This is a genomic window from Alcaligenes sp. Me129, from assembly GCF_050487245.1.
Lineage (GTDB): Bacteria > Pseudomonadota > Gammaproteobacteria > Burkholderiales > Burkholderiaceae_B > Alcaligenes > Alcaligenes phenolicus.
This window is the reverse complement of the sequence record NZ_JBKQGX010000030.1, coordinates 14,753-28,221: the sequence shown is the minus strand read 5'-3', so window position 1 is coordinate 28,221 and position 13,469 is coordinate 14,753. Positions and strand designations below refer to the sequence as shown.

12 protein-coding genes are annotated in these 13,469 nt (G+C 57.9%); 8 read left to right on the top strand and 4 right to left on the bottom strand.

All coding sequences use genetic code 11. The features are described 5' to 3' along the window. A partial coding sequence (locus tag ACLPGZ_RS19205) for an isochorismatase family protein (RefSeq protein ID WP_429641861.1) occupies nt 1-213 on the top strand: 213 nt, incomplete at its 5' end. 1,212 nt (nt 214-1,425) lie between these two features. Here the strand turns inward: ACLPGZ_RS19205 and ACLPGZ_RS19200 are convergent. From ACLPGZ_RS19200 to ACLPGZ_RS19185, 4 genes are all read right to left on the bottom strand, one after another. Beyond that, complete coding sequence (locus tag ACLPGZ_RS19200; protein ID WP_115634382.1) at nt 1,426-1,944, bottom strand: aromatic-ring-hydroxylating dioxygenase subunit beta; 519 nt, start codon at nt 1,942-1,944, stop codon at nt 1,426-1,428. A gap of 13 nt (nt 1,945-1,957) precedes the next feature. Then, nucleotides 1,958-3,247: an aromatic ring-hydroxylating dioxygenase subunit alpha gene (locus ACLPGZ_RS19195; protein ID WP_009460850.1), complete on the bottom strand. Its 1,290-nt coding sequence runs from the start codon at nt 3,245-3,247 to the stop codon at nt 1,958-1,960. 66 nt (nt 3,248-3,313) lie between these two features. Beyond that, the gene (locus tag ACLPGZ_RS19190; RefSeq protein ID WP_115634381.1) at nt 3,314-4,591 is read right to left on the bottom strand and encodes an NAD(P)/FAD-dependent oxidoreductase; all 1,278 of its coding nucleotides are present in this window, start codon (nt 4,589-4,591) and stop codon (nt 3,314-3,316) included. Between the two features lie 31 nt (nt 4,592-4,622). Continuing rightward, entirely contained in the window at nt 4,623-4,937 is a 315-nt protein-coding gene (locus ACLPGZ_RS19185; RefSeq protein ID WP_009460854.1) for a non-heme iron oxygenase ferredoxin subunit, read from the bottom strand. 382 nt (nt 4,938-5,319) lie between these two features. Between ACLPGZ_RS19185 and ACLPGZ_RS19180 the strand changes: the two genes are divergently transcribed. From ACLPGZ_RS19180 to ACLPGZ_RS19150, 7 genes are read left to right on the top strand one after another with little or no spacing between them, the layout of a single operon-like run. Further along, a complete protein-coding gene (locus ACLPGZ_RS19180) occupies nt 5,320-6,417 on the top strand; it encodes a TRAP transporter substrate-binding protein (RefSeq protein WP_035273653.1) in 1,098 nt (365 codons plus the stop codon). A 24-nt stretch (nt 6,418-6,441) separates the two neighbouring features. Next, complete coding sequence (locus tag ACLPGZ_RS19175; RefSeq protein WP_429641858.1) at nt 6,442-8,844, top strand: xanthine dehydrogenase family protein molybdopterin-binding subunit; 2,403 nt, start codon at nt 6,442-6,444, stop codon at nt 8,842-8,844. After that, nucleotides 8,841-9,677, top strand: a complete 837-nt coding sequence (locus ACLPGZ_RS19170) for an FAD binding domain-containing protein (protein WP_429641856.1) — start codon at nt 8,841-8,843, stop codon at nt 9,675-9,677. The genes ACLPGZ_RS19175 and ACLPGZ_RS19170 overlap by 4 nt, the downstream gene beginning before the upstream one ends. 3 nt (nt 9,678-9,680) lie before the next feature. Beyond that, nucleotides 9,681-10,868 carry a xanthine dehydrogenase family Fe-S subunit gene (locus ACLPGZ_RS19165; protein WP_429641854.1) on the top strand — a complete coding sequence of 396 codons (1,188 nt, stop codon included), beginning with the start codon at nt 9,681-9,683 and terminating at the stop codon, nt 10,866-10,868. Nucleotides 10,869-10,912: 44 nt separating this feature from the next. Next, nucleotides 10,913-11,932, top strand: a complete 1,020-nt coding sequence (locus ACLPGZ_RS19160) for an ABC transporter substrate-binding protein (RefSeq protein ID WP_137431454.1) — start codon at nt 10,913-10,915, stop codon at nt 11,930-11,932. After that, complete coding sequence (locus ACLPGZ_RS19155; RefSeq protein ID WP_009464036.1) at nt 11,932-12,711, top strand: ABC transporter ATP-binding protein; 780 nt, start codon at nt 11,932-11,934, stop codon at nt 12,709-12,711. Before ACLPGZ_RS19160 ends, ACLPGZ_RS19155 begins: the two co-directional genes overlap by 1 nt. Then, the gene (locus tag ACLPGZ_RS19150; protein ID WP_009464034.1) at nt 12,704-13,465 is read left to right on the top strand and encodes an ABC transporter permease; all 762 of its coding nucleotides are present in this window, start codon (nt 12,704-12,706) and stop codon (nt 13,463-13,465) included. The genes ACLPGZ_RS19155 and ACLPGZ_RS19150 overlap by 8 nt, the downstream gene beginning before the upstream one ends. The last annotated feature ends 4 nt before the right edge of the window (nt 13,466-13,469 follow it).

Genomic DNA, 13,469 nt, shown 5'->3' with positions numbered 1-13,469 from the left:
GTGCAAACACTGCTGGTTGCTGGCGCCGTGACCAGCGGTTGCGTGCGTTCCAGCGTGGTCGATGCGATGCAACTGGGCTTCCGCCCCCTGGTGGTATCGGATTGTGTGGGTGACCGTGCGATTGGCCCTCACGAGGCTAACCTGTTCGATATGCGTCAGAAGTACGCCACCGTGGCAACACGTGAAGAGGCGATGACGTTGATTGGTCTTTAACGCTATTCAATTTTTTTGAGCTTTTGAAAAGAGCGACGTGTTTCATCATGGTCTGGATGGGCGTCCGTGCTTGATGGATATGAGTCGTCGTTAACAAGTCTGTGTTGATAGCCTTGTGATTGAGTATCGATGGCCTGCCGCTTGGGGGCGGGCTATCGTACCTGTGCCCCTGGGAGCCGTATGGCTCTCGGGGGCTTTTTTATGTCTGCTAGCGTTGTGGGTTTGCAAGGATTTCGGTGTCAGGGCTTTCTTCTGGACGTGCCGTTTGGGCTTTGCGTAAGAGGGGTGGATAGTTTTCTTGTGAGGCCCGTGTGCGGCTTGTCTTGGCGGGTCCCTTGCCCACGCTGCGCGTGGGTTCCCTTGTCAGAGTACCGGGGCGGGCGGGTCGTGAACTCGGAGCGCGGTTTGTCCCCCGGACAAACCGCAAGCGTGCTCCTCAAACAGCACGACCCTTGCATCCCACCCCGGCACTCTGCCCGCGGCAAGGGCCCTGACTCGCCCGCCAAGCCGCACACGGGCCTCACAAGAAAACAAGCAACATTGTTTAAAGCCCAAACGGCACTGGCAGAGGTGGGATGAAAGTAAGGGCCCAGATTGGATGGGTGGAGAACGGAAGGGAGGGGGGCTGAAGAGCAGAACGATAGGTGCTTAGGAAATACAGAAGAGCAAGGCACGAGGCCCTGTTTGTTCAAAGAGTCCGTAAGAGATTGGTAGATAAAAAGCCATTGTGAGCCGTTCAGTCGGCCTGCTGGGGTGTCAGGGCGGATCAGAGTACTTGCCGCGGGCAGGAGATAGCGTAGGGGTGCAAGCATCCTGCTGTTTGAACCCGACGCTTGTACTTGGTCCGGGGGACCAAGTACCGGGTGAGTTCAGGATGCGCCCGTAGCTATCTCCTGACAAGGGCACCGGTGCGCAGCACCGGCAAGTGCTCAGCCCGGACACCCCAGCAGGCCGACTGAATGGCGTTTTCACAGAGACCTTTTATCCCCGATCCTGACTAAGCTGAATGCCCTCCAAACCTGAGCTACCAGCCCTAAAGCCTCATATCTCTGACGTTGCGCCAGGCATCAGCCCTTTGCCCCAATAAATAAGCAAAAAAAAGCACCCCTCAACAAAGAAGGGTGCTCAAAGGAATCAGAAGACCTTCTGACTCAAGTGGCTCGGAAACAGCACACAAAAAACAGTTTTAAAACCAGAAGCAAACCCCGGGCCTTAGACCGGGAACACCAGATCGTTCGCCAGGATGGACGTATCAAAAATCACCTGACGCTCCTTGAGCATCAACCGACCCTCCACACGCGTGAACGTATCGAAATAATTACCCACCAGATGCACCGTGGAAGGCCCTTCCACCAAGGTCTGCATCAGCATGAAATTGCCCTCGGCCTCAATATCGCCATTATCCTCCTCGCTGATCACGCGCACATCCGTGACCAGATGCAGCATGTAGCGCGGGGCATACATCTGCGTGCGGGCAATGGCCACCGCACGATCGTGCATCATGTCGCGCCCTTCGGCATAGACCAGACCTACCGGCAAATTCAGATCCGCGTTCTCGCGAGAAGTGACTCGGTAAACCGCGTCCTCCACAAAAAACATGGGCCAGTCCTCAACATTGCCACGATCCAAAGTGGCACAGTACTCGGCATTGAAAAGCTCAATTTCCGCCTTCAAGGCCAAAGCGCGCTCAACAGAAACCTGGGCGGGTTTGAAAGAAAAATCCATTTTCATAAGTCAGCTCGTCTTACAGATCCATCACTTGGCGGTAGTACTGGTACATGGAGCGAATAGCCGCTTCCGAGATCAGCGTATTGGACGTACCCAGCTTGCTTTCATCCAGCTTGATGATGTTCACCTCGCTGCTGGAACGACGTACCCCCTCCTGCACAAACTTCATGGCCTCGTTGTCTTCCAGACCCAGGAAACCGGCAGGGCCCATCAGGTTGCCCTGACGCAGACGGTGACGAGTCATCTCCTCGGTATCGTCCTCATAGCCAAACATGGTCCATTGCATGATCAGACTGTTGGGGCCATTGGGCACGATCTGACGCACACCCAAGGTGTTCATCTCGCGCTGAACAATCAGGTTGGGCCAGATCGTCTGCATGGTCACCGACCACGGCGAATCAAACTCCTTGACGTAGTCCAGAAAACGCTCATCGCGCAAACGCATATCGTCCACAAAGGAACGCATTTCCTTCTTGTTGTCCTCACTGACCTCGGCGTACTTGTCCTCGGACTTGGCCGAAGCCATATAGCCATGACGACCATGCACAGGGTCCACATACATCTGCGACTTGTTGCCCGCTACCAGCAGACCGAACACCACCAGGAAAGAGTGCAGCAAGGTCGCGTGGTAAGGATCTTTCAGGTTCTCGTGGTACATCTTCCAGTTGCAAGGCAACTCGTTACGGTAGTAACCCAGAATCTTCAGCTTCTTGCCGGGAAACACCGCCTCGAAATCCTTCAGAATTTCAGGCGTCAGGTATTCCGTAATAGGCTCGACCTTGTCGCTGTAGGACGCAAAAATGACGCCGTTGTGCGTGGTCACATGCAGCTTTTTCAGACCATGCTCGGAGTTCTTGAAGCTGCGCGGCATGCCGCCTTCTTTATTCGCACCGCGCTTGAAAGGAATCCCTTGCAGATCACCCTTCAGGCTGTAAGACCACTGGTGATACGGGCACACAAATTCATTGGTATTGCCCTGATTGTGGCGGCAGAACTCGGCACCACGGTGTGCACAGCGGTTTTCAAATACGTTGATACTGCCATCTTCCGCACGAGCGACGACCACTGGCGTGGAACCCACATACGAGCGCTTGTAGTCGCCCGAATCGGGAATTTCCGCCTCCAGGGCCACAAAGTTCCAGGTGTCACCATGGAAAATGCGTTCCATCTCGCGGTTGTAAATGTCGTTGCTGGTGTAGACCCAGTCCGGAATGGTGTTGAGCACGTCCTCGGGCCAGGTGCATTCCTCGACAGGGCGGTCTTTGGACCCGACCGTCTGGCCTATCACCGTTTGCGTCTGATACATGGGGTTCTCCTCTGATAACTCTTTAATGATTCGTGATGACGAGGCGGCGCAGGCCGCTTCTCTTTCTTAGACTTGGGCTGTACGAGCCGCTTCTTTCACGTACTGGCGCAGCTTGGTGGCCGGGTCCAGCACGATGGCCGGGTCCACAGGCAAGTTCTGTTCCATGACGCTGCGCAAAGTGCGTAGATCCGCGCCGGCATTGACGCCAATTGCGTGTCGCAAATGCTGGCCTTCAAATGCCAGCAACATGAAGCTGATGGCATCGCCCTGGCTGTCCATGACGCCGCGTACCTGATAGTTCAGATCCGGGCTGCCTTGGCCCAGCATTTGAATGTTGCAACCGAGCACATCCGTCCAGAACCAACTGACAGGTGCAGCAGGAGCATCCTGCCCGGCAATGGCGTGGGCCACCTGACGGGCTTGCTCGTTGGCGTTCTGCCAGGATTCGGTGCGCGTGCGCACGGCGGTATCGGGGCAGATCTGTGTGGCGCAATCGCCAGCGGCATAAATGCCCGCCACACTGGTGCGGCCCTGGCGATCCACAATAATCCCGGCCGTCATATCGTCTACCGCGATACCACTGGCCCGCGCCAAGGCGGAGTTCGCGCTCAGACCGGCGGCCACAATGGCCAGATCGCCATTCAGGATCTGACCATCATTTAGTTCCAGCTGAACGGGGTGCTCGTTTTCTGCCGCAAAGTGGGCCTGACGCACACCCTGACCCAAGCGCACGGTGATGCCTTGCGACTCGAAGCGCTCCAGCAACCATTGCGACAGCAGGGCAGGGGCGTTGCGGGCCAGCAGACGTTCATTCGCTTCAATGATGGTGACCTGTGCGCCAGTTTCACTGGCAGTTGAAGCCAGTTCCAGACCCATGAAACCGCCACCAATCACCAGGGCGCGCAAACCGGGTTGCAGACGAGCTTGCAGGCTCAGGGCATCGTCCAGCGTGCGCAGATACAGGGCGTTGGCCTGGCTGGCGGGCAGCAGAGCCAGTTCGCGGGCCGCGCCGCCTGTGGCCAGCACCGCGTGGTCAAAGCTCCTGGTCTGGCCATTGCTCAGGCTGGCCTGACGCGTGGCGCAATCCAGAGACTGCACGCTGGTGCCCAACAAGAGTTCAATATTCTGTTCTTGATAGAACTCGGCTTTTTGCAAAAACACGCTGTCAGTGGTCGCGCTGGACTTGAGCACGTCTTTGGACAGGGGCGGGCGTTCGTAGGGAAGGTGAGTTTCATCCCCTACCAAGGTGATGCTGCCGCTAAAGCCCAGGCTGCGCAGTTCGCGCGCCAGCACCGAAGCCGCTTGGCCAGCGCCGATGATCAGTACGGAAGTGTGGTGTGCCATGATGTTGCAGGTCTCGTCAGCAGAAAAAAGCTCAGGCCTGACTGAAGTCGGCCAGAATATCGTTGCCTTCAATGCGCAGCGGATAGACCTTGATGTCCACCGTGGCAGGGGCGTTCATCGCCTTGCCGGTGCGCAAACAGAACTTGGCCTGATGCAAAGGGCATTCCACGCAACCGTCCTCCAGATAGCCGTCGGACAGCAGGGCATATTGGTGGGTACAGACGTTGTCGGTCAGGTGGAACTCGTCATCCAGTTTGTGCAGGGCCAGTTTCTTGCCTTCCCACTCGATTGCCAGGGACTCTTCGTTGTCGATGGCATCAGTTTCGGAAATTTTTATCCAGTTCAAAGTTGTCTCCGGGTTGTGCTTTCAATTAGTCAGTATACTGTATAAATTATAAAATCAAATATCGTTTTTATAAGGGATTGCGCTAGTTGAGGCTTAAGCTATTGATGATGCTTTCCTTTATCTCATCAAGGACATGCGTCAGTAGTTTCCCTGCTTGACCAAAAATTAATTAATCAGCACACTTACTATTATCGAAGCGGTGAATGTCAATTTCATAGTGTGCTGACACTGCTTGGAACGTCCGTCTGGCCCCTCGGGGGGGACGGTTTGGCAAGGTTCGGGCAGTTGCTGTCGGGGCTGCAAGCCAGACTGGCGGGCAAACTACCCAGACCCCTATCGAGCAAGGGGTGTAAATACATTAAAAAATACAAAGAGGTGAGTGATGGAGCGTCGTAGTTTTCTGCTGAAATCGGCAACGGTAGCGGGTGCGGGTTTGGCAGCCGTAGCCGCCCCTGCAATTGCGCAGAACAGCCCCACCGTACGCTGGCGCATGTCTACCGGCTGGCCCAAAAGCCTGGACACCATTTATGGTTCGGCCGAAGCGTTGTGCAAACGTGTCAGCGAACTGACTGAAGGCAAGTTCGAAATCCGCGCTTTCCCCGGTGGCGAGCTGGTGCCTTATGCCCAGAACATGGATGCCATCAGCAACGGTACGGTCGAGTGCAACCACGTGCTCAGTACCGCTTTTGTGGGCAAGAACACCGCCGTAACGTTTGATACCGGCTTGTCCTTTGGCATGAACGCCCGTCAGCACAATTCCTGGGTGCACTTTGGTGGTGGCCTGAAATTGCTGCGCGAAATGTACAGCCAGTACAACATCGTGAACTTTGTAGCCGGTAATGTGGGCGTGCAAATGGGCGGCTGGTTCCGCAAGGAAATCAAGGATCTGGACAGCCTGCAAGGCCTGAAAATGCGTATCGGTGGCATCGGCGGCATGGTGCTGTCCAAACTGGGCGCCGTGCCCCAGCAGATTCCTCCTAGCGATATTTACTCCTCGCTGGAAAAAGGCACGATCGACGCGGCCGAGTGGATTGGCCCTTACGACGACGAAAAGCTGGGCTTGAACAAAGTCGCTCCTTTTTACTATTCCCCCGGCTGGTTCGAGGGCAGTGCGTCCTTGACCACCATGGTCAATAAAGATGCCTGGGAAGCCTTGCCAGCCAACTTCAAAGCAGCATTCGAGACGGCCTGTAATGAGCAGACCATGCTCAGCCTGGCCAAGTACGATGCCTTGAACCCCGGCGCTCTGCGCAAGCTGGTGGCCGATGGGGCCAAGCTGCGTTACTTCCCCAAGGACGTCATGAAGGCCGCTTACGACAAGTCCCAGGAACTGTGGAAGGAACTGTCGGATAGCAACGCCGATTTTGCCAAGATTTATCCAAGCTGGAAGGCCTTCCAGGAGCAGGAGGCCAGTTGGTTCCGGGTTGCTGAAAGCGCCCTGGACAACTTCACCTTCAGCGAGTTGGGCAAGCGCAGTTAAGCAGCACATTCTTAAGGTAGTGAAATGAGTCAGCACAGTCACCCGTCAAGCCTGGGTGGCCAAGGAGTGGGTGCGCGTATTCTTCGCAAGGAGGATGCGCGCCATCTCAATGGCCGGGGCAACTTCATCGGAAACATGACCATGCCAGGGCTGCAGGAAGTCGCCTTCCTGCGCAGCCCCATGGCGCATGCCCGAATCCGTCAGATCAATATTGAAGACAGCGCACGTGCGCAGGTTATTACCCGCGCCGATATGCCGGACTGTCTGGATATTTACGCCGCTTCCACTTTGCCCAGTTACCAGGCCTCCAGCATGCCGCCGCTGGCCTCGGGCAGTGTGCGTTATGTGGGCGAGCCGGTTGCCATGGCCTTTGGTGAAAGCCGCGCCGTGGCCGAGGACGTTCTGGAGGAGATTGAAGCGCTGTACGACGAGCTGCCGGTTTACGGCAGTGTGCCGGCCTCGCTGGCCGCGCAGGGTGATCTGCTGCATGAGGGCTGGCAGGATAATGTGTTTGTGACACTGCGCTCGGACGTGGCCTTTGAAGAGCATGCCGCCCGTGCCGATCGCGTGATCGAGCACTCGGTCAGCCTGTCGCGTCAGTGCATGTTGCCGATGGAAGGCAAGGCCGTTCTGGCCTATTGGGATTTCCAGGCCGATCAACTGGTGGTGTATTGCGGCAGTCAGATCCCGCATATGCACCGCACTGGCATTGCCCAGTTCCTGGGGATGGATCAGGCGCAGGTTCGTGTGATTTCCCCCGATGTGGGCGGCGCTTTTGGTTATAAATGCGTGCTGCATCAGGAAGAGCTGTGCGTGGCCTGGTTGGCCAAGACCTTCCGCAAGCCCTTTCGTTTCATGGAAGACCGCCGTGAGCACTTGATTGCTGGCGCCAATACCCGTGAACACCAATACCGCCTGAAAGCACACATCAGCAATGAAGGCCGCCTGCTGGCGCTGGATGCTGAAATTGATATTGATGGTGGCGCTTACTCGGTCTGGCCCTTTACCGTGGGTTTGGAAGTAGGCCAGGCCCTGGGCAACTTGCCCGGTCCTTACGATTTTCGTGGCTACCGCTGCCGCACACGCGGTGTGGGCACCAACAAACCAGGCTTCATGCCGTACCGTGGCGTAGCCCGTACGGGTGTCTGCCTGGCCATTGAACAGGTGATGGATCAGATCGCCCTGGCGGTCGGCAAGCCCTCCTGGGAAATTCGCTTGATGAACCTGGTGCAAGGCGAGCAAATGCCTTACGTCAACGTGGCCAACAAGCACTACGACTCGGGCAACTATCCAGAAAGCCTGCGCCGCGCTCTGGCTGCGGTGGATGTGGAGGCTGTGCTGGCTCGTCAGGCCAAGGGTGAGCCCGATGGTCGCCTGATTGGTCTGGGTGTGGCTTCTTATACCGAGCAGTCCGCACACGGTACGTCCGTGTTCGCCAGTTGGGGCACTGCGGTGATTCCGGGTTTTGATCAGGCTTTTGTACGCATGACCCCGGACGGTGGGCTGGAAGTGCGTGTGGGTGTGCACTCGCACGGCCAGGGTATGGAAACCTCGTTTGCCCAGATCGCCAGCGAAATTCTGGGTATTCCCGTGGCCAAGATCAAAGTGGTGCACGGCGATACGGGCCGCACGCCATTCTCTACCGGCACGTATGCCTCGCGCTCCCTGGTGATGTCTGGCGGTGCAGTGTCCAAGGCCTGTAAAGAGCTGCTGCCGCGCGTGCGCAAGATTGCCGCGCATATGCTGAAAGCCGATGTGGACAGCATGCAGCATCAAGGCGATATGTTCAGTGCCGAGGGTCGTCAAATCAGCATCGCCCAAGTGGCGGATGCCTGGTACATCAATCCGCAGCATTTGCCCGAGGACGTGGACCCGCAAGGTCTGGAGCTATCCGTAGGCTACAAACCCAAAGTCGATACCGGCAGCTTCACCTACGCCAGCAATGCCGTGGTGGTGGCTGTTGATCCAAAGACTGGCGGGGTGGAAGTGCTCAAGTACGTGGTGGTGGAAGATTGCGGCGTCATGATCAACCCCATGATTGTGGAAGGCCAGACCATAGGCGGGATTGCCCAGGGGATCGGCACCGCCTTGTACGAAGAAATGCCTTACGACGAGTTTGCTCAGCCGCTGGCATCGACCCTGGCAGACTACGTCATGCCCGGTGCCTGCGAGGTGCCCAATATTCATATCGAACACATGGAAAGCCCATCGCCCAATACCGAGTTTGGTGCCAAGGGCATGGGCGAGGGCGGAGCGATTGCCCCTCCTGCCGCCATCATGTCCGCCATTAATAATGCCTTGCGCTCTACGGGAGCACAGGTCTCGCACACGCCCGTGACACCGCATCGACTGCTAAGCGCCATTCGCGCTGCAGCACAGCCCGCCAATCAGCAAGATAAACAGCCCGTGTCGGAGGTTCAGGCATGAAGGCCGCCAAGTTTGAGTATGAACAGGCCCAGAGCCTGAAACAGATCCAGGACGCTTATGGCAGCGACCCTTCCGCCGTGCGCTTGATGGGTGGCAGCCAGTCCCTGGGCCCCATGTTGAATCTGCGTCTGGTGCGCCCTGCTCGAGTGCTGGATGTGTCGGCAGTGCCCGAGCTGCGACAGGTAACGGCCAATAAAGGGCAAGTGCGTATCGGCGCTGCTGTGACTCACGCCCAGATTGAAGATGGCATTCACGAACTGCTGCGCGGCCACATGATGCAGAAAGTGGCAGGCCGCATTGCTTACAGGGGTGTGCGTAATCGCGGCACCTTGGGTGGCAGCCTGGCCCATGCGGACCCGGCGGCAGACTGGGTGCTGACCTGTGCCGCCCTGGGCGCACGCATCAATGTGCGTGGAACCCAAGGCAGCCGTACGGTTCCCATGAGCGAATTCATGCTGGCTGCCTACACCACGGTGCTGGAAGCCGGTGAGTTCATCGAGTCTGTGGATGTACCTGAAGTGTCCGGTTCGGCCCGTTGGGGTTATTACAAATTTACCCGCAAAGTGGGCGAGTTTGCTGATGCCAGCTGCGCCTGTTATTTCGACCCGGCCACGCGCACGGCGCGCGTAGTGATTGGAGCCATGGAAGGCGCTCCGCGCTCTTTGCCCGAACTGGCCGTGAACGTGGCTGCACAAGGGGCCGCCGTCCTGGAAGGGGACACGATTGCAGCGGCCTTGCAGTCGTATCTGGCACAACGGGATGAAGCTCATCAGGTGCTGTTCCGTACGGTAGTAGAGCGCAGCCTGAAGCAAGCGCTGGGTGTGAAAGGTTAAGACATGGCAGAAATCTCGATTCAAGTTAACGGCCGTCAGCAAAAGCATGAGGCCGAACCGCGCACCCATCTGGGTGATTTCATCCGCGAGAAAAGCCGTTTGACCGGCACCAACCTGAGCTGTGAACACGGTGTGTGCGGCGCATGTACGGTGTTGGTGGATGGCCGTCCAGTGCGCTCCTGCATCACTTTTGCCGGTGCTTGTGATGGCCACGAAGTCACCACCGTGGAAGGCTACGATGACGATCCGATCATGAGCCGTCTGCGTACGGCTTTCTCGGAAAAACACGCCTTGCAATGCGGCTTCTGTACGCCTGGCATGTTGGCGACCAGCCGCGACATCGTGCTGCGTTTGCCCGATGCAGACGAAGCCCGTGTGCGTATTGAGTTGTCCGGCAATATTTGTCGCTGCACCGGCTATCAAGGCATTACAGCCGCCATTCTGTCCGTGCTGCAAGCCCTGCGCGATCAGCCCGATGCCCAGGTAGAAGCCTTGCGCGCTGCCGTGGTGCAGAACGTGCAGCAAGACTGGAACCAAAACGGCTTTACGACTTTTGAAGCGGTACAGGAAGAAGTGCAGACGCCCGCTCCGGTGGCCGCTGCTGCACCTGCCGCGTCCGGCAGTGCCGACAAGGGCAAGGGCCAGGCTATTCAAGGTGGTTTTGATGCCCGTTTCCCGGCCGATCAGGTTTGGGCTTTCATGAAGGATTTGCCCAAAGTGGCGGGCTGTCTGCCCGGCGCGATTATCGAGTCCCAGGAAGGGACCACGGTACAGGGCAAGATCGCCATCAAATTTGGCCCCATGTCGGCTGCCTTCAAGGGTAATGCCACGTTGGAAGAGGATAACGAACGCCGTGCTGCCGTGCTGCGCGGTGAGGGCGTGGACTCCTTGAGCCAATCGCGTGCCCGTGGCGATGTCAGCTTTCAGGTCAATCCGGATGGCGAAGCGCGCAGCCGCGTGGAAGTGGAGCTGGTGTATTCGCTGCAAGGGCCACTGGCGCAGTTTTCGCGCTCCGGGCTGGTTCAGGATTTCGTGCGCCGCATGATTGCGGAGTTCGGCAAGAACGTGAACCTGCGCCTGGAAAAACCGCTGGCCGAAGGCGAAGAGCCGGTGGTGGCCGAGTTCAATCCGGTCAAGATGTTCTTCAGCATTTTGTGGGACCGCTTCAAGGGACTTTTCCGGCGCTCATAAGCGCATAGACGACGCAAGACGATAAATAAAACGGGGGTAAGGAGATGACGGAGCGTAAAGCTTTGGGGGGACGTGTGCGCCTCGCAATCGGGGCCACCTTCTTGTTGAGCACCTGGGGGGCGGCAGCCGAGCCCTTGAATGTAAAGCTGGACTGGACCCCTTGGGCCGTCCATGCACCGTTTCATCTGGCCGTGGAAAAGGGCTGGTTCAAGCAGGCTGGCCTGGATGTACGGCTGGAAGATGGCAACGGTTCTGTCACGGCGGTGCAGATCGTGGGTGGCAGTGATCGCTTTGATGTGGGCCAGGCAGCGCTGGCCTCCATGGTGATTGCACGCAGCAAAGGCTTGCCAGTCAAAGGGCTGGCCACCTTTGCCACGTCCAGCGATATCGGCGTGTTGGTGCCCAAGGATTCGGGTATTAGCGGGCCGGAGGGTTTGAAGGGACGCAAGATCGCCTATACCGCCGGTTCTCTGGAAGCGCCTTTTGTCGATGCGTTTCTGGCGGCGGGCGGCTTGCGTCGCAGCGATGTGGATCTGCTGAGTGTGGATGCGGCTGGCAAGGCAGCGACCTATGCGGTGGGGCGGGCCGATGCCGTGATCTCCACCATTCCATTTGTACTGGCTTCGGTGTCGCGTCAGCGCGCCTCCAATGCCATTCCTTTCGCCCAGCACGGCCTGGATATGGTCAGCTTTGGCCTGTTCACCAGCGAAGCCAAGCTAGCCAGCCGGGGACAGGAGCTGGCGACTTTCTCCAATGTGGTGGCCAAGTCCTGGAACTACATTTACAGCGGTCACGAACAAGAAGCGGTGGATGCGATTGTGGCGCAACGCCCCAATGCGCGTTTGGACAAAGCCATTTTGCTGGACCAGCTGAACATTCTTAAAACCTACTTTGGCCCGGCTGTGGAGCAAGGCAGTATCGGCGTGAACCAGCCTGCGGACTGGGACAAGACAGTTGCCACGCTGGAACGGGTAGAGCTGATTCCTGCCGGTCAGAAGGCCACGGACTATTACCAGTCCGGCGTGGTCACCCCGCAATCCCTGAGCAGTCTGGAGCTGAAGTAATGGCGGCGCGGGTACTTTCTCAAGATGTGCGCAAGCGCTTTGAGGGCGCGCGTGATGTGCTGGCGCTGGACGGCATCAATGTCGATATTCAACCTGGCCAGTTCATCAGCATTCTGGGCCCCAGCGGCTGCGGGAAAAGCACCTTCCTGCGTTGCGTGGCCGGGCTGGAAAACATCAGCAGCGGCTCCCTGACGGTAGACCAGCAACCCGTCAGCGGCCCGCCCGACCAGGTGGGCATGGTGTTCCAGCGCGATGCCTTGCTGGAGTGGCGCAGCATACGCGACAACATTCTTTTGCCTTTGGAGTTTGCCGGCAAGCGCACGGCCGATTATCTGGACAAGGTGGATCAATTGCTGGCCTTGACCGGCCTGTCTCAGTTTGCCGACAGCTATCCACGCCAGTTGTCTGGAGGCATGCGCCAGCGGGCCTCCATTTGCCGTGCTTTGGTGGATGATCCGCGCCTGCTGCTGATGGATGAGCCTTTCGGTGCGCTGGATGCACTGACGCGCGACAACATGAACGCCGAATTGCAGCGCATCTGGATGAAAACGGGCAACACCACCTTGTTTGTGACGCACGGCATTGCCGAAGCCGTTTTCCTGGGCGATACCGTGCTGGTGTTCTCGTCTCGTCCAGGCCGCATTCTGGAGCAGATCAAGATCGACTTTCCTCGTCCGCGCCCGCTGTCCTTGCGCGAGACCCCGGAGTTCGGCCGGCATGTCGCTCATATCCGTCAATTGTTCGGCATTGCCGATGGTGCAGGAGACAGCCATGAATAAAGCCTTGCGTTCCATGCCCAGCTGGTTGGCGGGCGTGGTCTCTACCGTCGTGGTGCTGTTGGCATGGGAATTAATTTGTTGGCTGGGTCAGGTGCGGGAAGTGATTTTGCCGCGCCCCTCGCTGATTCTGGAGGATTTGTATGGCGAACTGGGTTGGTACATGGGTCAAGCGTTATACACGCTCGGCATCACGCTGGCTGGATTTGTATTGGCCGCCGTAGGCGGCGTGCTGATTGCCGTCGCCCTCGTGGGTTCACCGCTCTTCGAGCGTTTTTGCTATCCCCTGATTGTGGGTTTCAACAGCATTCCCAAAGTGGCTTTGGCACCGTTGTTCGTGGTCTGGATGGGTACCGGCTACGAGCCCAAGGTGGCCATTGCTTTTCTGATCGCCGTCTTTGCCGTGATTGTGGATACGGTGCAAGGCTTGCGCTCGGTCTCGCCCGACATTCTGGACCTGGGCCGGGTTTTGAAAGGCGGGCCGGTTGCCCTGTTTTTCAAAGTGCGCCTGCCCTCTGCGCTGCCATCGATCATGGCGGGCCTGAAAGTGGCTCTGTCCCTGGCTTTGGTAGGGGCTATTGTGGGCGAGTTCGTGTCCTCCCAGCGTGGCCTGGGCTTTGTGATCATGAGCGCCCAAGGGGTGTTCGACACGGTGCGGGTGTTCTCCGCCCTGTTCATTCTGGCCGTCATGGGGCTGGCGCTGTACTTCCTGCTGGATGCAGTTGAAAAGCGCGCCACCCGTTTTCGGTCTCATTAGATTC